Below are 22,096 nucleotides of genomic sequence, written 5' to 3'. Positions count from 1 at the left end.
TTTTAAATACAATACCTTTCCTCTTCCTTTCTCCCATTTCTATAAAAACCAAATACCATTATGAATTATTCTATCAAAAAAATTAACATTGCAGAAAATCTACCTATTGTAGACGAACTGGTAGGTGAGCTTCATGTTTCCGAAAAAGAAATGAATGATAAAACTGCTGAATGGAGTCAAATCCGGGATCGTTATCTTCAATTTATGACAGAATGTGAGGATGAAAACGATGGCACTTTTCTTATCGCAGAAATTGATGGAAAAGCTATAGGCTTCTTATTTGGATATATTGATGAAAAAGATGACAGTAACTTTGAATTGGGAGACGGTGATGATCTTTATGTTTCTGAAGGATATGTAAAAAAGGAATACAGAAAACAAGGGATCTACTCCGCCCTTAACGAGGCATTTGAAAACTCTTATTCTGATTATAGCATTCGCAAAATCTACCGCTTTACGCTTTGCAACAATGATACAATGCAGCGTTGGCTAGCCTCGCAGGGATATCGTCCTGTAAGAGTGGTTTATGAAAAATGGCTATAAGAAAGCTGGAAGTTATCCTCTATGATAAGGATATTCTAGCTATTTATATATAAGAATTTGTTTAAAATAAAAAATCTGGTAAGTTTCCCTACCAGATTTTTTGATGAACACTGTTCTATTATTTTTGTCTGAAATACACTTCAATTGGAACTCCGGTAAATCCGAATTGTTTTCTCAACTGGTTTTCTGTAAATCTTTTATATGGCTCCTTCACATACTGAGGCAGGTTACAGAAGAACACAAACTGTGGTGATGGTGTAGGAAGCTGAACACAATATTTGATTTTAATATATTTCCCTTTCAATGCCGGTGGTGGAGTATTTTCGAAAATAGGAAGCATTACTTCATTCAGTTTTGAAGTTTTGATCTTCTTTTTACGATCATCGTACACCTGCATTGCTACTTCTACTGCTTTTAAGATTCTCTGCTTCGTTAATGCAGAAACGAATAGAATCGGAATATCCTGGAACTGACCAATTTTATCTTTGATTGCTTTTTCGAAATCACGCATTGTATTGGTTTCCTTGTCTTCAATCAAATCCCACTTATTCACAAGAATTACAATTCCTTTTCTGTTTTTCTGTGCCAATCCGAAGATATTCATATCCTGAGATTCCCATCCTTGGGTAGCATCTACCATGATGATCACAACATCAGAATATTCAATAGAACGGATAGATCTCATTACGGAATAAAATTCTAAGTCCTCATTTACTTTAGACTTTCTTCTCATCCCAGCGGTATCTACTAATACAAACTCGTGCCCGAATTTATTATACAATGTTTGGATACTGTCTCTTGTAGTTCCTGCAATATCAGTTACGATATTTCTTTCAACATCCAATAAAGCATTGGTCATTGTAGATTTTCCTACATTTGGACGACCTGCGATAGTAATCTTAGGCAATCCTTCGAAAGGATCTTGATATTCTGTAGTAGGGAAATCTTTAACAATATCATCTAATAGATCACCGGTTCCAGAACCTGTAGCAGAAGACAGAGTGTAATATTTATCAATTCCTAACTGGTAGAATTCTGTTGCTGGTAGTTCTTCTTTTGATGAGTCTACTTTGTTGATAACGATATAAATCGGTTTGTTTGATCTTCTAAGTAGTCTGTAAATTTCATAATCAGTATCTGTAAGCCCTTCTTCTACATTCATCATAAAGATAATAGAAGTAGCTTCATCTACTGCTAATTGTACTTGCTTACGGATTTCTTCTTCAAAGATATCATCTGTACCTACATCATATCCTCCGGTATCAATTACCGTAAAGTCTACTCCATTCCAGTCAGATTTTCCGTAGTGACGGTCTCTGGTTACACCGGCTGTAGAATCTACAATAGCCTCTCTTCTTTCTAATAAACGGTTAAAAAGCGTGGATTTTCCTACGTTGGGACGTCCAACGATTGCGACAATATTCGACATAAAAAATGTTTAATAATCCTTTTGCTGCGCTAAGGATAAGTTATTAATGGGTTACTCCAACTTTTGGAGCCCAATTTTTTGCAAAGATAAGATTTTATTATTTAGCATTAAAAACCTTCCTGATTTCGGAAAAATTTCACAAAAAATAATTCTCTGGATATCAATGTATAAGCCTGCTAATCCCCTATTATGTTCATAATTTTTTAATTTTAATTTTCGTATTTAAAATAAATTCTATAATTTCGCAGCATCGAAACAGACCTATAGTGTAACGGTAGCACTCCGGTTTTTGGTACCGTCAGTCGGGGTTCGAATCCCTGTGGGTCTACAAACCACTCTTTTTTAAAGAGTGGTTTTTGTTTTTATTCAATTTGACAAAAATCCTTCTCTACTCCCAATAAATAAACATTCTGTTCCAAATCAGCTGCAAGACTTAGCGATGAATACAAAATCTATACTTTTTTATAGAAGAAACAAATTATTTTTAATCGCAAAAATATGATTGGTCTGCTAAATAATCTCAATTATTTTAATTAAAAATCAATCACCTATCATAGAATGGTAATCAATCATCTAAACCTTGATCTTTTGGATCAAGGTTTTTTTTATTTCATAGACAAACTATGCCCAATTTATTCTTCTAATCTCATAATAATTCAGTATTACACTTGTTGCTTCAACTTGCCTATCTATATTCCAATTGATCATCTTCAACATCAAATTTTAATACGCCATGATTTGACGTCCTGCATACATATTTTTGTGAATAATACTCCCACCAAACAGTGATAAAAATCACATTAAATCACCTTAATATGAAACAAAAACAATGTTAATAAGTGTTAAATTTGCAAAAAAAGTAACTAATAATAATTCAAAGAATACTTGAGAATGAAAAAACTTTATCTCGGTGCATATACTTTATGCACAATGGTAGGTATGTCTGCTCAGGAAGTTGTTTGGCAGAAAGACATCAAATCCTCTACTCAGGATTTCTAAGCCAGGTCACTACCACTATCGATCAGCAGTATCTTATTACAGGAAGCTCTATTCAGAGCGACAAACAGCAAACTTCAGGAAGTAAGCAGAACAACGGTTACGATTTTCATTTGGTTAAATTAAACCAACAAGGGCAAGAAGCCTGGGAAAAACATTTTTCAGGAAATAACCATGATTACTTGTCAGCTACTGTCGGCACTCAGGACGGAGGATTTCTACTGGCAGGAACCTCCTATTCCGGAAAAGGACTGGATAAAAAAGAGGATTCCAAAGGCGGTTCTGATATCTGGCTGATCAGGATCAATGAATTTGGCGATGAAATCTGGCAGAAACATTAGGATCTTCTTCCGATGAAGAAGCCAAAGCAGTCATTCAGAGCACAGATCTTGGCTTTTTCGTTGCCGGAAATGTACAAAATTCTTCCAAAGGGTATGGTTCTAAAGATGTCTGGATCATCAGACTGGACAAAGATGGAAAAGAACTCTCCCAACTTGTATTAGGCGGAAAAGGCTTAGACGAAGTGGAGAAAATGATTCCAACGAAAGATGGTGGAGCATTATTGGGAATTTATTCAAGAAGTTCTGAGGTTCGTGATCCGAGATCCGGAGATCAACCTCGTGAAACCACCCCGAATCCCGAACCTCGCACTACAGCTCCCACATCCCGCAACGCAAAATCCACAGAAAACTTCGGTGAAGGCGACTATTGGATCGTTAAACTGGATAAAAGCGGAAAAGTAGAATGGGAAAAGAACTTTGGGGGTAAAGCAGACGATCATATCAGAACGCTGGCTTTAACTTCAAATGGCTACATCATTGGTGGTGAATCCAGATCCGAAAGATCAGGAAACAAAACGGTAGGGATTGAAGAAGGGACAGACCTATGGCTGATTGCTCTTAATGAAAGAGGTGATGAACAATGGCAAAAGTCCTACAACTTCAAAAACCGTGATATCCTGATGGGAATGAGTGTGATTCATTCAGCGGATGACAAATCCTCAAAAGGAATTCTTTTAGGCGGTTATACCCAGGCAGAAGGAAGAATAGAAAAAGATGACGAAACCTTCTGGATGCTGTATCTGGATGGAAACGGAAACGAACAATGGCGAAAACACGTGAGTGGGGAATCCAGACAGAAAGAAGAAAGACTTTCAGATTTGAAACTCAATAGGGATGGCTCTATCGTTTTAGCCGGAACAAGCGCCAAAGAATTGGGTAAAGAAAACTGGAAGATAGTAAAGCTGGGTGATAAGCAGGTCAATGATCTGATTGAAAAATATGATATCAAGATCTATCCGAATCCTGTGTCCGATTATGCTTATGTAGAAATCGGCTTTGACTTTAAGGAAGCTGATATTATGCTGTATGATATGAGCGGAAGACAACTTCAGAACTTTAAAACAAAAAACAGAGTGACTAAGATGAATACCCAGGCTTTGGTGCAGGGTGCTTATTTGGTGACCATAAAAACGGATAATAATAAAACAGCGAATGCGAAGCTGATTAAGAAATAAAACTGTACCATGAAATTATATTTACCTCCTGCTGCTGCTCATGAATACTCTTCTGTATTCTCAAGACAAGAGTATCAGTAGCTACGCTTTGATTAAAGATGTAGAAACCAATAATAGATTATACTCAGGATTAGCAAATGTTTCTGTTCCTCTTTATCAAATCAGTCTTGGGAATGACCTAACATTAGCAAGTAACCTTAGCTATGAGTCTAATGGGTTTAGGCCACATATAGAACCTGATATTGTAGGCCTTAATTGGAATGTTAATTTATTTGGCAAAATTACAAGAGAAACAAAGAGACCTTTAACTCGAAAATATTCATTATTTTATAATCAAGTAAGTGGTAATGAACAAGATTGTTTTAAACCTGGTTCTTCTGCTTCTACAAAGAAGATGTTATTGGAAAATCCTACAAACACTTCTGATAATTATTTTACGTGGATGACAGACAAATATTACTTTGACTTTTTAGGGTATAAAGGATATTTTGTTATTGATCACAATGGAAAAACTATTGTTTTTTGTGAAAACGCTAATCTGACTATAGATATAAATAACCTTGGCTGCCAGCCTCTTTTTGGAGAGATCACATTTTCTGAAATCACTTTAAAGGATGATAAGGGGAATACATTTATCTTTGGAGGCTCGTCTAATGAATTAGAAATTAACTACCATCAGCTAAATCTTGATAATTCAGAATACGCTAGCCCTAGTATATATAATACCTCTGTAAAAAGGAATGTAAGAACAAATTATATTGTTGGATGGAATTTAAAAAAAGTAGTTCTATATAACGGAAGAATAATAAATGCTACATACAAAAATAGTAACAAAAGCATTTTAAATAGTTTTATTAATGAAGGGAAAAATGTTACTGCTAATTTTACGATTTCATTCCCAGGCAAGCAAGCTTTAAAAAGTAATAATTTATTTATAGGTAGACAAGAAAATACTGTTTCTACTACATCAGTACGCTCTGTATACGACGGAACTATTAATGATATAGTTTCATCCGAAAAGACTACGGAAACTATATATTCTAAACAATGTATATTAGAAACCATCAATATTAGTGATTTTGGAAACTTGAATTTTGAGTATGATGAAACAACAAATCCCTTAGAACTTACAAAGGTTTATTTAAAAAAAATAACAGTCTTTGATACGAATAATCTGCTCATAAAAAATATCTCTCTATCTTATGATAATCTGGGGGGAACTTACAAGAGAACTTTTTTAAAAAAGGTTTCCAATGAAAAAGATGAGGAATATTCTTTTGACTATTATAAAACAAATGTTTTTCCACCATATAATGCCGGAAACAAGAATACAATGGGCTTCTGGAATGGTAAAATAACCTATACTGATCCTGAAAACCCAGATAAAGAAATATTCAAAGTAGGTTTATTAAAAAGAATATTACTTCCTACACGAGGGTACAAAGAGTTTTTTTACGAACCCCACAAGTATTCCATGATTTATAAAGAGAGCAATGTTGTTGAAGATGTCGCTGAAAACAAGTATTATGGAGCAAGATTATACAAAGAAGTTAATAATGACGGAATCCATGCATATACTAAAAATTATAAGTATACAGATACTTCAAATAAATCAACGGGAATTTTAGATCAGGGAGTTTATTCAAAACCCACGCCTGTTGTTTTTATGAACCCAAATGGTTTGATCACTTATACTGGGGCAACGACCACATCTTCAGAAAACCTTTCCCCGAATATGTATAGTTCTGACTTAATACATTATACAGAAGTTCAGGAAATTGATGAAAAAGGAATAAGAAAATATTCTTTTACTAACAGAAAAACTAATCCAGACGAAGCCAAATCTTTGTATTTCAAGAATCCTAATTTTCATGGAATAACTAATCTTGGAGATGCAAAATTATTATCGAAAGAATACGAAAGAGGAAAACCAAAGAAAGTGGAATTGATGGATGTTAATGGCGTTGTTAAAAGTACTACAGAATATACATACAAAAACTTTCTAAATAATGCTGAGCCTCTAAGTGAACCCACAAGCAATTGCTCAAATTGTAAAATCACAGATAATAATTATTATGTGTTTACAGAAGGTTTACCATCTGCCGATGGAAGAAGAACGTATATTCCTGTTCTTCCATACTTACCCGAGAGTATCACAACAACAGAATACTTTGGAAATAATAGCATTACGACAAACTTAAAAAAAACTTATAATGATAAATATTTGTACTGGCATCCTTTTCCTATCGAAACCAAAGAGGTTTTAACAGATGGAAGTGAAATCACAAAAAATATTTATTATCCAGGAGATGCATTAAGATTAAATGATGCCTGTCTTACAGGGAACTGCAATGATTTTGATTATGCTGGCGGCAAATATGCTACCTACAAAAATATGCTCAATGACAATTTCATCGCACCTGTAATGAGCGTAGAAAAAAATACAACAGGTAAAAGTAATTTATCTGAAAAGATTTACATCAAAGATGCCAATACATCAAATGTTTGGAAAGTCGGAACAACAAGAAATTCTCTTTTAAATGCTGATTTTTCTTCTATTTCAAATGTACAGACGGAAGATCAAATGTATTATCAACTCTATGATGATAAAGGAAATTTATTACAAAATAAAGCAAAACAAGGTATTCCTACTACAACAATATGGGGATATCACCAGACTATACCTATTGCTCAGATCCAGGGAATTACCTACGCAGAGTTAATGCAAATATTTGGACTTTCAGCAAGCCCTACAGCCTATTTGAACTTAGATATCGTAAAAAAGTCTGATATCGACAAAGACATCAACTCAGAGCAAACATTAATTAATGCATTGGAGACCTTTAGGAAAAACCCAGCTTTACAAGATTACCCAATAACGACATCTACTTATAATCCTTTAGTAGGTCTTACCAGTAAAACATCTTCTTCAGGAACAAGAGAGAATTATATATACGACACAAAAAACAGACTGGATAAAATCACTAACATATCAGGAGAAATCATTAAAAATTTTAATTATGGTTACGCCTCTCCATATACTTATCCTACCATATTTTACAATACAGAACAGTCTAAAACATTTACAAGAAGTAATTGTGGACAAGGTTTTGCAGGCGGCCCTTATACTTATACAGTTCCTGCTGAAACTTACTCTTCTACCTCAAAAGATGACGCAGAGCAGCAAGCTTTAAATGATCTTAATTCAAATGGACAATATTTAGCCAACCAAAATGCAATATGCATAGCTTCACAATGTAATTTTGTAACATTCAATTCATTAGTACTTTCTAATACTCCTGTAATTTACAATGATGGGAAAAATGTGAAGTTCCAAGTTTATATTGCTACGCAAGGTTTAAATCCAACATTTTTTAATACCAACCGCTCATTAGGATATATTGAAGGGGATTGTAAACGATCTCTAACGGCATTAGTCTTCACTTTTGATGAACTCCCAGGTGGCCCATTTGGAACGACTCCAGCCAATCGTACATGGGAAATCAGAGTTGACAAGATCGGAAACGTATCTGCAAAATTAATATCCGGAACGATAACACCTGGCAGATATAACTACCTGAATTTTACCTTTCAATTTCAAAAAAGCGAATAAGCAATGAAAAAATCAATAATAGCTATAGGATTACTTCTTATATCAATAAACATAGAGGCTCAATTATCTACTACAGAAAATTATACACAGGTACGTACTTATTTAGAACCTGTAACCCAACCTAATGACAATGCTAAACAAGTTCGTGTTGTAGAATATTTTGATGGTCTGGGAAGATCTAAACAAGTTGTCAATGTAAAAGCTTCTCCATTAGGAAAAGATATTGTTAATCATATCGAATATGACCAGTTTGGAAGGCAGTCTAAAGAATTCCTTCCCATTCCTCAAGCTAACTCTTTAAATGGAGCTATTGCTCCTGATCCATTAAATAATGTAAGTAGTACGCTCTACGGGACAGAAAAAATTTATGCTGAAAAAGTTTTTGAAAATTCCCCTTTGGATAGAGTTCAACAACAGATTCAGGTGGGAAAAGACTGGGCGAATAAACCTATAAAATTCCAATATGAAACCAATGGTGTCAATGAAGTGTATCAGTATTCTGCAAAGTCTGTTTGGGAAAATGAGGCTACTAAAAGTGAAGTAAGCTTGTCTACTACTGAGACTTACGCTCCCGGTACTTTGTATAAAAACACGGTAACTGATGAGGATGGAAATCAAACCGTAGAATTCAAGAATGCAAAAGGCCAAACCCTATTGGTAAGGAAGATCATGAGCTCTACAGTCCATGTAGATACTTATTATGTATATAATGAATATGATCAGCTGGCATTTGTTATACCTCCAAATGCTGTTCATCAAGTAATCACCGAGGTTCTGCTCAATAATCTATGTTATCAGTATCGTTATGATAATAAAGGCAGACTTGTTGAAAAGAGATTACCTGGCAAAGGCTGGGAGTATATGGTGTATGACAAACAGGATAGAATCATATTATCACAAGATGCTATATTAGGAACAACCACTAATAATTTTGCAAAAAAAGGGTGGCTGTTTACAAAATATGATAAGTTCGGGAGAGTTGTATATAGTGGCTTCTTTTCAAATACAGCGACCAGAACTGTCATGCAAACAGCCATCAATAAGATGACCGCTAATCCCGGAAATAATGAAACAAGAAGTGCCACTCCATTTTCTCAGAATGGGTTAGATATTTACTATACCAAAAGTGCATTTCCTACAGGAAGCATGACTGTACTCGGTGTGAATTATTATGACACTTATCCAACAGGAACACCTGCAATACCTGCCACTATTTTAGGCCAAAATACAATAACGGATATACAGAATTCAACAGTAAATACCAAATCTATGGCAGTAGCATCCTATGTGAAAAATATAGATGATGACAACTGGACAAAGACTTTTACGTGGTATGATTCAAAGGGAAGAAAAATTGGTTCTCACTCTATCAATTATTTAGGAGGATTTACTAAAAATGAGGCATTATTAGACTTTACAGGTATTATTAAAGAATCCTATGTTTATCATAAAAGAACAGCAAATGATGAAGAAACTAAGATAAGAGAAGTGTTTGATTATGACCATCAGAATAGACTGCTTTCGCACAAGCATAAAGTCAATAATTATAAGGAAGAGTCATTGGCCATTCTGAACTATAATGAATTGGGACAAGTGGCTAATAAAAAAATAGGGCAATATGACGCAGACAATTACGAACCTTTACAATCCATTAATTACAAATACAATATCAGAGGCTGGTTAACAAACATTAATGATCCTGAAAATTTAGGGGATAATTTTTTTGCTATGCAATTAAAATATCAAAACCCTCAAGATACTCAATACGGGATTGCAAAGTACAATGGAAATATTTCTGAAGCTGATTGGAAAACAGCGCGTGATAAGATCCATAGAAGATATTCTTATACTTATGATCCTTTGAACCGAGTTACTAAAGGAACTTTCTTAACCCCTTATCTTACCTCAAATGCACAAAACCATTTTTATGACGAAGAGGTAAGTTATGACCTTAATGGAAATATTAAAACGCTAAATAGATTCCAGTCCCCTCCTCCCGGGTCTTCAACTGCGATGCATATTGATGAGCTTGTTTATGATTACGAGATTCCTAACTTATCAAATAAGCTAATAAAGGTTACTGATAATAGAAATAACCCTTCTGGATACCCTATTGGAGGGAATACTATTGATTATGATCTCAATGGTAATATGACGAATCAAAAAGATAAAGGGATTTCATCTATAACATATAATTATCTGAATTTACCTAAACAAATTTTAGCGGCACAAGGAAACACCTCCTATCTTTATAGGGCTGATGGAGCTAAACTAAAAAAAGTATATGGAAATACAACAACAGAATATTTGGATGGCTTTCAATATGAAAATGGTATTTTAAAATTAATTCCAACAACAGAAGGAACTTATGACTTGCAGCGAACACAATATATTTATGATTATAAAGATCATTTAGGGAATATTAGACTTACGTTTGGTGCAGCGGATGGCGGCGGATGGTTTTATTTAAAAGAAAATAATTATTATCCGTTCGGATTAGCACATCAGGGATACAATGATTTTGATAACCTTAAAGATTTTGGCATCCCTTATCATAATAAGTACAATGGAAAAGAGCTTGAGGAAACGGGAATGTATGACTATGGAGCAAGGATGTATATGCCGGATCTTGGGAGATGGGGAGCAACAGATCCACTTGCAGAAAAAATGACTCGACATAGCCCATATAACTATGCATTTAACAATCCTATCAGATTTATTGATCCTGATGGAAGAGCTCCTGATGGTTGGGGATTGAAAGGTAATCAATGGGAATGGAATGCTAAAGTAACGGCAGATAATTATAGATCCATGGGATATAGTAATTTTACTGACGGATTTACAAATAATGAATATAATACTTCTCGTAATTCAAAGGTTACCCTAGGGCCAGGAGGACCAGGAGATTGGTCTGAAACTAAAATTTACAATGAAGGTAAAGAGCATACATCTGGTATGTATTATGGTAAATGGTTCTCTAAACTGAATGGAAATGTTTCATCATTTACAGCTTCATCATTTGATTTCACAGCAGTTGACTATAACGCTGGCTTGAAAAACCTTAACTTTGAGGGCTTAGATACCAATCTTAATATAAAGCTAATTAATGTAAAAGGTGGGCTCTCTGCGCCAAACTTAATCGGTAGTAACTCAAATATTCAAGGATATTTGGAGGGAACTGTTGGAGAGGCAAAATTGAGTTTCACAACAAGTACTTTAGCTTTTTCTTTGGGCGCAAAGGGGCTGACAGGTTTTGTAGGAGCTAATATGCAGACTAATAAATATGGATGGTCAGCTGATGTGGGTGCAATTGCTGCATTCGCTGAAATTGAAGGAAATTGGAGTGCTACTTCACCGAATGGTCAATGGGGAATTAACCTAACAGGTTCTATTCCTATTGGAGCAGTAGGGGCAAAAGGTGGAGCATCTTATCTTTACAACCCTAAAAATAATAGTTTTTCTGTAGGCGTTTCAGGAAAGGTAGCAGATGGCCTAGGGCTGGGTGGAGATCTAAAGCTTACTTTCCCTAATCCTTTCTCTCATTAATTTTTTAATATCTAATCTTATAAATGAATACAATCTTACAAATAATCCTTCTTATCATTATATTTTCAAATTCAATATTTTTATTATTGGGAAAAGATATAAAGTCCTTTACAATATTTAAATTAAGCTGGATTATTGGATTAATAGATATTTTAGTCATCTTATTCTTTTTTGAACTAAAGCAACCTCTCATCCTTTATATCACATTTACATCAATGATTGTTGCATTTATTTTAGGAATGAGGAGTTTTATAAATAATTATAATACCAATTCGTTGGAAAGTCATAATAATAGAAAGCGATTTGTGAATTTCTTCGCCTATTTTTTACTCTTCTTTTTAGTGATACTTACCATTGGTATGATGAAAGGTCTTTTATTTGACTCACCTTTAGGATAAAGGTTTAAAATTATAAAATAAGAATGCTTATTATTAATAAATAAAATCAACAAAAAGCCACTGCAATTGCAGTGGCTTCTATTTAAAAACAGGTACTACTTATTAGGAAATACAGGATCATCATGCTCTATATTTTGAAGTCTAGCTAAAATATACCTCAATACTCTCGCTGGCGTGAGCATCATGCTCGTGATACAATACAAAACCTTCACAATAACCCAAGCGGGAAATACAAAAGAAAGACCTTACAGACAAAGTAAAAACAAAAAATGATAAATAATACATTAAAAAACATTGAAAATAAATCGTTTGAAGAAGCAAATGAAGCTATCTTGGAGATCTGTAGAAAGAAAATAAAGTTATCACCAGAAGACATAAAATTCATTCTCAATTTTCAGGAGAAGGAACTAGTGAATGTATTCTTCTATGAATATAGTCTTTTAGATCAAAAAGATTTTATCATAATTGAATCTTTTATCAATTCCAATTTAGACAATGAAGACAGAGAATTTGTATCTGATTTAATTTATATAGCCTTAGATTTTGGTCTTGACTTAAATTACACAAAAATCCTATCATTCTTAAAAATACAAGAAGAGGACAAAGATTTGATTGTTTTAGCCTCTTTGGAATATCTGCATAAAAACATTAAATTATTATATTGTAAAGATTTAATAGAAGGTCTAGAATATATACGAGATAATGATGTCTATTATCAAAATGAACAATTATTAGCCAGTCTGATTTTATTTAGAATTACACATAAAAATAGCTATCTCACGTTTATAAAAGAACTTATCAAATCGGATCATAGCAATCTTATATATTTTGAAAATATTTTAAAATCAGAAATATATAATGCGCTTTTTTTTGACTTAACAGAAATAAAGAAAATATCAAATTTGTGAAAACATATATTAGACAAAGAGAATTCCACTGGCAAGAAGAAAGCTTTACTCAACTCTTGTTTAATTTCGCGGATAAAAACATAAACCAACGGATTCCTGTTCCAACTCCTATTCAAAAATAAATAAGGTATGAATGATAATAAAAACAGTATAAAATTACTGATTGCCTCCGTTTTATTGTTAATATTTTTAATTTTATATATCAAGTTTTCTGATACAGCAATATTAAATAAAGATATGCTTAACAATCTTAAGTATACAATTGGAACAGTTTCATCAGATAGATTTTATAGTAAATCAACAGGAGACGGCTTTGATTATGAGTTCCATACTCAAATGGAATAAAAAAACCTCATTCAGATGGAAGCCTAATTAAAGGACGAAAATATCTTGTAGCCTATGACTCCATTAATATAAAAAATGGTTTTATCATTTTGGATAGCTATGATATAACTGACAGTTTGAAAAAGAAAGATATTAATGAAAAAGAAGGCTGGGCAATAGATAAAATACCATTTGGGGTTGATAAAAAAAAGCTTAATACAGATGTATCAGAAAGGGTTCTTGAAGCAACCAAATAAAAAATTTCTTACTATTTCATTTAGTCATTTTTAAGATATTTATTATTTTAAATAGATGCATTGTTAAGAAACATTAAACATAAATGTAATTTGAAGATTGCTATTATCTGCTACGCGTAAAACACTTAACTCCAAAGATCAAAAAACCTCAACCCTTAATTATTCCATACATGGTACAAAATAAATTATTAAAAATAGACAGCATTGGTGATGAGAGTACAGAATTACTTAAAATATTGGATGTAATAATTAACTACAATACTCATATTACAGAATGCTTTTTTTCAATTCCGTGTTTTGATGGTTTGCCTAATGAAAACTTTGAGGGATCATTTATGGAATTCTATGATCGTGTCAATAAAGAAGATGAATTACTGATTATGAATATTGATGATTTAAAAAGAAAAATTTCGGGAGTTCACCAGGTATTTGATCTATTATTGCTTATTGATCATAAAACGGATCAGTTCAAAAAATATACAATTGAGGAAGAAAATATAATGTATAGAAATATTTACCTGACCATTGCCTATTTTGATGGTGGTTTTTGGGAGATAAGTAGCCAGGATAATCTGTTAATCGAAGGATTAGAAAATACATTAAATTTCTAATCAGATATAACAAAATCATCAATAACTACCCAACTCTTTAGAGCTTACTAAATTCTGATACAAAGAAATGACAGACTTAGAATTAAAAAAACATCATGGAAATATGTAATAAAGCTACCCAATCTCCATGGACTTCCTATATTGAAGGCCGAGATTTTGATTCTGGCTCCAGCTTTATCATGACCGGAGAAGAAGGCAATAGAGATTATGATATAGAATTTATTTCAATAAAGCCTGAAGATCAGGATTTCATTGCTATGGCAAGAAATGCAATTCCTTTATTAGTAGATGAAATTATTAAATTAAAAGGAGGTCAATAAAAAAATAAACAAAGTATCCATTGATCTTTAAAGTCATCAATACATATAAAAACAACAGGCTGCCTTTTCCAAGACAACCTGTTTATTATAAAGATTAAAAAAGATTTAAGCCAGATCAAATCGATCCAAGTTCATCACCTTTGTCCATGCTGATACGAAATCATTGATAAATTTACCTTGTGCATCAGCACTTCCATATACTTCTGAAATTGCTCTTAGTTCAGAATTTGATCCAAAAACAAGATCTGCACGCGTAGCTGTCCATTTTGGCTGACCTGTTTTACGATCTGTTCCCATATACAGTTCTTTATCGTCTGACATAGCTTTCCACTGCGTTCCCATATCCAACAGATTCACAAAGAAATCATTGGTAAGAGCTCCGGGACGACTGGTAAATACTCCATGTTTTGAACCATCAAAATTAGTATCCAAAGCACGCATTCCTCCTACCAGTACAGTTAATTCAGGAGCAGTAAGCGTTAACAATTGTGCTTTGTCTATTAATAAAGACTCGGTAGAAACCGTGAATTTTGTTTTCAGATAATTACGGAATCCATCAGCTGCAGGCTCTAAATATCCTATAGATTCAACATCTGTTTGTTCCTGAGAAGCATCCATTCTTCCTGGTGCAAAAGAAACTTTCACTTCATGACCTGCATTTTTTGCCGCCGTTTCTACCGCTGCATTTCCAGCCAGAACAATTAAATCAGCTAAAGATATTTTCTTTCCACCATTTTGAGTATTGAATTCATTTTGAATTCCTTCCAATAAGCCTAATACTTTCTGTAATTGAGCAGGGTTATTCACTTTCCAGTTTCTCTGAGGTTCTAATCTTACTCTTGAACCATTAGCTCCTCCTCTCTTATCACTTCCTCTGAAAGTAGATGCAGAAGCCCATGCTGTTGAAACCAATTCAGAAATACTCAATCCTGAATTTAGAACTTTAGCTTTAAGAGATTCAACATCGCCATCGTTTACCAATTCATGGTTTACTTCCGGAATAGGATCCTGCCAGATAAGCTCTTCCTGAGGAATCTCTGATCCCAGATAACGGGCACGCGGCCCCATATCTCTGTGGGTTAATTTAAACCATGCCCTTGCAAATGCATCTGCAAACGCATCAGGGTTTTCATAAAAATGTCTTGAAATTTTTTCGTAAACAGGATCTAATCTTAAAGAAAGATCCGTTGTCAGCATAGTAGGTCTATGTTTTTTATTAGCATCAAATGCATCAGGAATAATTTCTGCTCCATCCTTCGCTACCCATTGGTGAGCTCCGGCAGGGCTTTTTGTCAATTCCCATTCATTTTCAAATAAGTTTTTAAAGAAGTAATTACTCCATTGTGTTGGAGTTTCAGTCCAGGTTACTTCCAGTCCACTGGAAATAGCATCTCTACCACTTCCTGATTTATAGCTGCTTGACCAACCTAGTCCCTGTTGCTCAATTCCGGCTGCTTCCGGTTCTTTACCAACATGATCCGCAGGGCCTGCACCGTGGGTTTTCCCAAAAGTATGTCCCCCTGCAATCAAAGCAACAGTCTCTTCATCATTCATCGCCATACGTCCGAACGTATCTCTGATGTCTTTAGCTGCTGCAATTGGATCCGGATTCCCATCTGGCCCTTCAGGATTCACATAAATTAAACCCATTTGTACAGCTGCTAATGGATTTCAAGGTTTCTGGAGTGAATATCTCCATCTGCGTTGTCATCCGTAGGAAGAACCGCGGAATGTCCTTCTACAACTCCTTCTGAGCCATGAGCATATCGCAGATCACCTCCTAACCAAGTTTTTTCAGATCCCCAATATACATCTGCATCCGGTTCCCATACATCTGCACGTCCGCCAGCAAACCCAAAAGTTTTGAATCCCATAGATTCAAGAGCTACATTTCCTGTAAGAATTAAAAGATCCGCCCATGATATATTTCTACCGTATTTCTGCTTGATAGGCCACAATAATCTCCTTGCTTTATCAAGGCTCACATTATCTGGCCAGCTGTTCAATGGGGCAAACGTTGCTGCCCTGCTCCTGCTCCACCTCTACCATCTCCTACACGGTATGTGCCGGCACTGTGCCATGCCATACGAATGAATAATGGCCCGTAATGACCAAAATCTGCAGGCCACCAGTCCTGTGAATCTGTCATTAAAGCATGAAGATCTTTTTTTACCGCCTCAAGATCAAGGCTTTTAAATGCTTCCGCGTAATCAAAGTCCTGCTCCATAGGATTAGACAGTGATGAATGCTGGCGAAGAAGATCTACTCTTAACTGATCTGGCCACCAATCTTTATTTTGAGTACCTTCACCTGCTACACTCTTCTTCATTGTTCCGTTGTGAAACGGGCATTTACTGATGTCATTCAAATCTTTTTCCATTGTCGTTTATTTATTTTTTATTTTAATTAATACAGTTTAATGTAATTCCTCTGTTGTAAGAATATGACAAACTTACAACGTTCGAATAATAAATACAATCTATTAATAATTATTTCAATGATAGTTAAAAACTATAACAAAACATTTCGACAGCCTCCGAATTCAAGACACAATTGTGGTATTAAGTTACTCATTTTTTAAATCCGTTTGGCAACCTCTACTCTATTTAGAATAACTCAATGTAAGGGAGAAAAGCTGGAAGATGGAGGCTGGAAGTTGGAAGTTATTATAGACAGAAAATAGCTTTAGAACACCTGTTTAGATCATACAGAAATAATATCTAACCTTTCTCATGCAGCCTTCCGAATAGATTTTGTTAAAAAAGCAACATCTAAATCTTGTCCTCAAGTACCTCCAGCTTCCCTCTTCCAACATCCATCCAAAAACCTTCTCACTCAAGCCTCCGAATAAATTTTATTAAAAAAAACAACACCTAAACCTTGTCCTCAAGAACTTCTAGCTTCCAACTTCCATCCAAAAAAAATAACTAACTTTAATTCACCAACATAAATACCGCCTCATGAAAAAAGTACTAATCATTCTCCTCGTAGCTTTCGTTATCATTCAGTTTTTTCCTATTGACAAAACCAATCCTCGTCCTACACCCGGCATGGATTTTTTGAAAATTAAAAACACCCCTGAAAAAGTAGCTAAGATCATCAGAACATCCTGCTATGATTGTCATTCCAATGAAACAAAATATCCATGGTATGCCGATATTTCGCCCGCTTCATGGTATGTGAAAAATCATATTAATGAAGGCAGAAAGCATCTTAATTTTTCTACCTTTGCAGTATATGAGCCTCAAAGACAGCTTCGTAAATTGGAAGAATGTATTGAGATGGTTGAGAAAAAAGAAATGCCGCTTGAATCTTACTATATTGGGCATCAGGATGCAAAACTGACTGATGAACAGCGTGCAGATCTTGTTAAATATTTCAAGCAAACCAAAGAAGATACAGAAAGGAGGATCATGTTTAATAAATAAAAGGAGTGGAAAACTGGGAAGATAAACATATTGTGCTGTTTGACGGAGATTGTGGAGTCTGCAATTTCTGGGTGCAATGGATTCTGGAGAGAGATCAAAAAGACAAATTCATGTTTGCCTCACTTCAATCTGAATTCGGGCAGCAATTTTTATCGGAAAGAGGCTTAGAAACTAAAGTTTTCAACACTTTATACCTTTGGAAACCAAAACAATATTATTTTATAAAGTCAAGAGCCGTACTCCAAATTGCGAATATACTAGGTGGGATTTATAAGCTTTCAGCAATTGGCAAACTCATGCCAACCTTTCTTAGTGACAAAGTATATGATATCATTTCAAGAAACAGAATGAAGCTGGCCAATCAAAAGTGCTATCTTCCCGATCAGCATCAGAAGAAAAAATTTATTCAGGTGTAATTTCCCACAGATTTCACAGTTCTACACAGATGTTTATATTATAATAAAGAGTCTGCGTTATCAGCAAAATCTGCGAGAGATTATATTATTTATTCAATTTTGAGCTGTGAACTCATCACTCATAAATTAAGCGACCATACCGAGTAACTGTTCGGTGGACATTGAATTTTCACCCTTTTATCCCCTTGCGTTGTAGGATACCAGTTTGAGTTTCCGGTAAAATCTTTAATTTGCTGATTGCTCCAGTTCGTATCAATCCATCTTTCCTGCCAAGTTGATGATGTGTTGATGTAAACGACCAGACCAGGATTTCCGTTATAGCCGTTACGTCTTGCAATATATTCATCATTGTCAGTATATAAAATAGAAGTAGTTCCTGTAGCTTTGTTGTTGTGAATCCAGATCAGATTATTTAATCTTTCTTTATTTAACCATTCTTCATAATCTCTATAAAAAATCGTAGGATATCCCTCATGGGTTAAAATGTAAGCGTAGGCCGGCATTTTGTTATAAATGATATCAGTATCATGATTGGCAACGAAGGTCACCGCTTTGTAAGGATTTCTTTTCCACATCATATCATCATTCAGAGCATTTAAATTTCCATTATCAAAAGCTTCATCCATTTTATAATAAGCAGCAAAATCAAATACGGAACTGTTTGCATTATTAGCCCACCATTCCAAAGTATTGACATTAGAATCCCATAATTCCCCGACAGAAAAACCTCCTACTTTAGAATTCCAGGTATTGACTACCCATGGCCCAAATCCTTTTACATAATCGAATCTCCAGCCATCAAACTTCATGACATTTTTATAATATTTTGCCACTGAATCATCCCTTCCCCATAACCAATCCTGAACATGAGGATTCGCGTGACACAAATCCGGAAACCCGCCAAAAGAACCTTCATCATTATTTCCATAGGCATTTTTATAAAAGTCATTGTAATTTCTTTGAAACTTTCCGGAAGCTACTCCTGAGAAATTTGTCCAGGTATTAGTTCCCGTAAACGGATTGGCTTCAGATTGCCCACCACTGTTATGATTGATTACAATATCAGCATAGACCTGCATATTTTCTGCATGGGCTTTGTGATCAAAGCTTCCAGTTCTGTTCTTGATCCAAATCGGGTCTCTACACTACCATTTTGATTAAAGTTTCCGAAGTCATAATAATCGGTAGGATCATATCCCATAGAATAGGCTCCGTTCTGTGCTTTTGAAGCAGGAGGAAGCCATACTGCACCAATTCCTGCATTAGACCAAGCCGTTAATTTATCCTTAACGGTATTCCACCAATTACCACCATCAGGAACATCCCAGTAAAACCCTTGCATCAAAACACTTCCTCCCGGGCCGGCAACAAATTTTCCTTGTGCCGATCCGGATACCTTTCCGGTACTGAAAGGTCTTCCATCATGATGGGTTACATTTACTATTTTGTCGTGTACCTCTTGCCCCTTCGAGGATTTTGTACTCAATTCATCGTTACTCTGGCACGAGCCAACAAGCGCTAAAGCCAATAGGGAAAGAATAAAATGTGTTTTTTTCATGAGAAAATTCAATTATCAATATAACAAACAAGTTACATTTTTATTAAAAACAAATTCAAAATAAAGAGAAATATTTTTGTTTTAAATAATAATTCAATAAGAATCACAACTGAGATTTTCATTAAAAAATCATAAATTTTTAAGATTCTCGAAACAATTTTTCTTTTAATCCATATATTTGCATACTATGGAATACAATACCCAAAAAACTCAGCTTCATATGCCGGAATACGGCAGAATTATACAACAGTTGGTTGAGCGCTGCAAAGAACTTCCAACCAAAGAGGAAAGGAACGAAATGGCTATGGCAATCATCGATTTTATGGGTCAGAGAAACCCACAACTTCGCGACGAGGAAAATTATAAACATAAACTTTGGGACCATCTTTTTATTCTTGCTAATCATGATCTGGATGTAGAATCTCCTTATCCGTTTCCTACTATGGAACAATTGGCAGAAAAGCCTAAAAGAATGGAATACCCAAAACTTCAAGGTGACTTTAAATTTTACGGAAAAAGTATTCTTCAATTAATAGAAAAAGCAATTGAACTGGAAACAGGCGACGAAAAAGAAGCCCTTATCGAGGTTATTGCCAACAATATGAAGAAATCCTATAATGTTTACAATAAAGAACACGTAACGGATGATGTTATCTTCAGACACTTGAAAGAATTGTCTGAAAACAGGTTGGATCTTACAGGAATTGACTCTCTTGAAAAAAGTAAAATCTACTACACCAGTAATAACAACAACCGAAATAATAACAATAACAACAGGAACAGCAACAACAGCAATAATAAAAACAATAATAACCAGCCTAATAAGAGGAGGCATAATAACAATCATAAAAACAGAAAATAATGAGTGGAACATTTCAGATAAGAGGAGGGAAAAGACTGCAGGGCGAAATAACTCCACAAGGAGCCAAAAATGAGGCTCTACAAATTTTATGTGCGGTTCTGTTGACAGACGAGGAAGTAAGAATTAAAAATATTCCGGATATCCATGATGTCAACAGATTGATTGAAATTCTTGGAGACTTTGGGGTAAAGGTTACTAAAAATGGTCATGGAGATTACACTTTCAAGGCCGATCAAGTCAACTTCGACTACGTAAAATCCAACGAATTTAAAAAAGACGGTGCAAAACTTCGTGGATCTATCATGCTGATGGGGCCAATGTTAGCTCGTTATGGGGAAGCTTATATGCCAACTCCGGGAGGAGATAAGATCGGAAGAAGAAGACTAGACACTCATTTCCAGGGATTGGTTGAACTTGGTGCTGAATTCCACTATGATGAAGAAGAATATTTCTATTCTTTAAAAGCAACAGAACTTAGAGGAAAATTCATCTTATTGGAAGAAGCTTCTGTAACCGGAACAGCAAATATTGTAATGGCTGCTGCTTTAGCAAAAGGAAAAACAAGAATTTATAACGCTGCCTGCGAACCTTACCTTCAGCAATTATGTAAAATGCTGAACAGAATGGGCGCTAATATTTCAGGAATCGGATCTAACCTTCTTACCATTGAAGGAGTGGATTATTTAAGAGGAACTGAACACACTATGCTTCCTGATATGGTAGAAATCGGATCATGGATTGGCCTTGCTGCTATGACAAAATCTGAAATCACCATCAAAAACGTAAACTGGAACCAATTGGGAGTAATTCCTAATACCTTCAGAAAACTGGGAATTCAGCTTGAGCAAAGTGGTGATGATATCTACATCCCTGCTCAGGAACATTATAAAATTCAGAAATTTATTGACGGATCTATCCTTACGATTTCTGATGCTCCATGGCCTGGATTCACTCCGGATTTACTATCTATTATCTTAGTAGTGGCTACTCAGGCTAAAGGAAGTATCCTTGTTCACCAGAAAATGTTTGAATCAAGATTATTCTTTGTAGATAAATTAATCGATATGGGAGCTCAGATCATTTTATGTGATCCGCACAGAGCAACAGTAATCGGATTAAACCAGGAGGCTCCGTTAAGAGGAACTACAATGGTTTCTCCTGATATCAGAGCCGGAAATGCCCTTCTTATCGCAGCCCTTTCTGCAGAAGGAAAATCTATTATCCACAACATCGAGCAAATCGACAGAGGGTATGAAAACATCGACGGAAGACTAAAAGCACTTGGTGCTGACATCGAAAGAATCTAAATTTATTTTTATTACTATAGAGCGTTCAGAGAAATCTGAGCGCTTTTTTTATTACTATATCTCA

15 protein-coding genes, 1 tRNA gene and 2 pseudogenes are annotated in these 22,096 nt (G+C 34.8%); 15 read left to right on the top strand and 3 right to left on the bottom strand.

Translation table 11 applies throughout. The annotated features are described in order from the left end of the window. The first annotated feature begins 60 nt into the window (after nucleotides 1-60). A complete protein-coding gene (locus tag QWZ06_RS04265) occupies nucleotides 61-543 on the top strand; it encodes a GNAT family N-acetyltransferase (protein WP_290295914.1) in 483 nt (160 codons plus the stop codon). Nucleotides 544-661: 118 nt separating this feature from the next. Here the strand turns inward: QWZ06_RS04265 and der are convergent, their stop codons facing one another. Further along, on the bottom strand, nucleotides 662-1,972 hold the full coding sequence (gene der, locus QWZ06_RS04260) for a ribosome biogenesis GTPase Der (protein WP_290295913.1): 1,311 nt from the start codon (nucleotides 1,970-1,972) through the stop codon (nucleotides 662-664). 257 nt (nucleotides 1,973-2,229) lie between these two features. On the opposite strand from der, the gene QWZ06_RS04255 reads away from it, so the two are divergent. From QWZ06_RS04255 to QWZ06_RS04210, 10 genes are all read left to right on the top strand, one after another. After that, nucleotides 2,230-2,300: transfer RNA gene (locus QWZ06_RS04255), tRNA-Gln, on the top strand. 631 nt (nucleotides 2,301-2,931) lie between these two features. Next, nucleotides 2,932-3,309 (top strand): hypothetical protein, encoded by a 378-nt coding sequence (locus QWZ06_RS04250; RefSeq protein WP_290295912.1) that lies wholly within the window; start codon nucleotides 2,932-2,934, stop codon nucleotides 3,307-3,309. Between the two features lie 12 nt (nucleotides 3,310-3,321). Continuing rightward, complete coding sequence (locus QWZ06_RS04245) at nucleotides 3,322-3,471, top strand: hypothetical protein (protein ID WP_290295911.1); 150 nt, start codon at nucleotides 3,322-3,324, stop codon at nucleotides 3,469-3,471. A 29-nt stretch (nucleotides 3,472-3,500) separates the two neighbouring features. Then, entirely contained in the window at nucleotides 3,501-4,484 is a 984-nt protein-coding gene (locus QWZ06_RS04240) for a T9SS type A sorting domain-containing protein (RefSeq protein ID WP_290295909.1), read from the top strand. Nucleotides 4,485-4,524: 40 nt separating this feature from the next. Then, the gene (locus QWZ06_RS04235) at nucleotides 4,525-8,097 is read left to right on the top strand and encodes a DUF5977 domain-containing protein (RefSeq protein ID WP_290295907.1); all 3,573 of its coding nucleotides are present in this window, start codon (nucleotides 4,525-4,527) and stop codon (nucleotides 8,095-8,097) included. A 3-nt stretch (nucleotides 8,098-8,100) separates the two neighbouring features. Continuing rightward, a complete protein-coding gene (locus QWZ06_RS04230; RefSeq protein WP_290295905.1) occupies nucleotides 8,101-11,643 on the top strand; it encodes a DUF6443 domain-containing protein in 3,543 nt (1,180 codons plus the stop codon). Between the two features lie 667 nt (nucleotides 11,644-12,310). Continuing rightward, nucleotides 12,311-12,949: a hypothetical protein gene (locus tag QWZ06_RS04225; RefSeq protein WP_290295904.1), complete on the top strand. Its 639-nt coding sequence runs from the start codon at nucleotides 12,311-12,313 to the stop codon at nucleotides 12,947-12,949. A 129-nt stretch (nucleotides 12,950-13,078) separates the two neighbouring features. After that, on the top strand, nucleotides 13,079-13,294 hold the full coding sequence (locus QWZ06_RS04220) for a hypothetical protein (RefSeq protein WP_290295903.1): 216 nt from the start codon (nucleotides 13,079-13,081) through the stop codon (nucleotides 13,292-13,294). A gap of 406 nt (nucleotides 13,295-13,700) precedes the next feature. After that, on the top strand, nucleotides 13,701-14,141 hold the full coding sequence (locus QWZ06_RS04215; RefSeq protein ID WP_290295901.1) for a hypothetical protein: 441 nt from the start codon (nucleotides 13,701-13,703) through the stop codon (nucleotides 14,139-14,141). A 95-nt stretch (nucleotides 14,142-14,236) separates the two neighbouring features. Next, nucleotides 14,237-14,461 carry a hypothetical protein gene (locus tag QWZ06_RS04210; RefSeq protein WP_290295900.1) on the top strand — a complete coding sequence of 75 codons (225 nt, stop codon included), beginning with the start codon at nucleotides 14,237-14,239 and terminating at the stop codon, nucleotides 14,459-14,461. 105 nt (nucleotides 14,462-14,566) lie between these two features. Here the strand turns inward: QWZ06_RS04210 and katG are convergent. Continuing rightward, nucleotides 14,567-16,841, bottom strand: a pseudogene (gene katG / locus QWZ06_RS04205) (catalase/peroxidase HPI). 580 nt (nucleotides 16,842-17,421) lie between these two features. On the opposite strand from katG, the gene QWZ06_RS04200 reads away from it, so the two are divergent. Continuing rightward, nucleotides 17,422-17,889 carry a heme-binding domain-containing protein gene (locus QWZ06_RS04200; protein ID WP_290295899.1) on the top strand — a complete coding sequence of 156 codons (468 nt, stop codon included), beginning with the start codon at nucleotides 17,422-17,424 and terminating at the stop codon, nucleotides 17,887-17,889. A 5-nt stretch (nucleotides 17,890-17,894) separates the two neighbouring features. Further along, nucleotides 17,895-18,305, top strand: coding sequence for a thiol-disulfide oxidoreductase DCC family protein (locus QWZ06_RS04195; RefSeq protein WP_290295897.1), 411 nt, complete (start codon nucleotides 17,895-17,897; stop codon nucleotides 18,303-18,305). 119 nt (nucleotides 18,306-18,424) lie between these two features. Here the strand turns inward: QWZ06_RS04195 and QWZ06_RS04190 are convergent. Further along, nucleotides 18,425-19,863, bottom strand: a pseudogene (locus QWZ06_RS04190) (alpha-amylase). A 187-nt stretch (nucleotides 19,864-20,050) separates the two neighbouring features. On the opposite strand from QWZ06_RS04190, the gene QWZ06_RS04185 reads away from it, so the two are divergent. Both QWZ06_RS04185 and murA read left to right on the top strand, forming a co-directional pair. Further along, the gene (locus QWZ06_RS04185) at nucleotides 20,051-20,725 is read left to right on the top strand and encodes a DUF4290 domain-containing protein (RefSeq protein ID WP_290295896.1); all 675 of its coding nucleotides are present in this window, start codon (nucleotides 20,051-20,053) and stop codon (nucleotides 20,723-20,725) included. Further along, nucleotides 20,725-22,032 carry a UDP-N-acetylglucosamine 1-carboxyvinyltransferase gene (gene murA / locus QWZ06_RS04180; protein ID WP_290295894.1) on the top strand — a complete coding sequence of 436 codons (1,308 nt, stop codon included), beginning with the start codon at nucleotides 20,725-20,727 and terminating at the stop codon, nucleotides 22,030-22,032. The genes QWZ06_RS04185 and murA overlap by 1 nt, the downstream gene beginning before the upstream one ends. The last annotated feature ends 64 nt before the right edge of the window (nucleotides 22,033-22,096 follow it).

The sequence above is a fragment of the Chryseobacterium tructae genome, from assembly GCF_030409875.1.
Lineage (GTDB): Bacteria > Bacteroidota > Bacteroidia > Flavobacteriales > Weeksellaceae > Chryseobacterium > Chryseobacterium tructae.
This window is presented reverse-complemented; position numbering and strand designations above follow the sequence as displayed.

Bases quoted from the DNA above. Each gene is read 5' to 3' on its own strand.
- QWZ06_RS04265 (WP_290295914.1), top strand. From the start codon at position 61: ATGAATTATTCTATCAAAAAAATTAACATTGCAGAAAATCTACCTATT.
- der (WP_290295913.1), bottom strand. From the start codon at position 1,972: ATGTCGAATATTGTCGCAATCGTTGGACGTCCCAACGTAGGAAAATCC.
- QWZ06_RS04245 (WP_290295911.1), top strand. From the start codon at position 3,322: ATGAAGAAGCCAAAGCAGTCATTCAGAGCACAGATCTTGGCTTTTTCG.
- QWZ06_RS04240 (WP_290295909.1), top strand. From the start codon at position 3,501: ATGATTCCAACGAAAGATGGTGGAGCATTATTGGGAATTTATTCAAGA.
- QWZ06_RS04235 (WP_290295907.1), top strand. From the start codon at position 4,525: ATGAATACTCTTCTGTATTCTCAAGACAAGAGTATCAGTAGCTACGCT.
- QWZ06_RS04230 (WP_290295905.1), top strand. From the start codon at position 8,101: ATGAAAAAATCAATAATAGCTATAGGATTACTTCTTATATCAATAAAC.
- QWZ06_RS04225 (WP_290295904.1), top strand. From the start codon at position 12,311: ATGATAAATAATACATTAAAAAACATTGAAAATAAATCGTTTGAAGAA.
- QWZ06_RS04220 (WP_290295903.1), top strand. From the start codon at position 13,079: ATGAATGATAATAAAAACAGTATAAAATTACTGATTGCCTCCGTTTTA.
- QWZ06_RS04215 (WP_290295901.1), top strand. From the start codon at position 13,701: ATGGTACAAAATAAATTATTAAAAATAGACAGCATTGGTGATGAGAGT.
- QWZ06_RS04210 (WP_290295900.1), top strand. From the start codon at position 14,237: ATGGAAATATGTAATAAAGCTACCCAATCTCCATGGACTTCCTATATT.
- QWZ06_RS04200 (WP_290295899.1), top strand. From the start codon at position 17,422: ATGAAAAAAGTACTAATCATTCTCCTCGTAGCTTTCGTTATCATTCAG.
- QWZ06_RS04185 (WP_290295896.1), top strand. From the start codon at position 20,051: ATGGAATACAATACCCAAAAAACTCAGCTTCATATGCCGGAATACGGC.
- murA (WP_290295894.1), top strand. From the start codon at position 20,725: ATGAGTGGAACATTTCAGATAAGAGGAGGGAAAAGACTGCAGGGCGAA.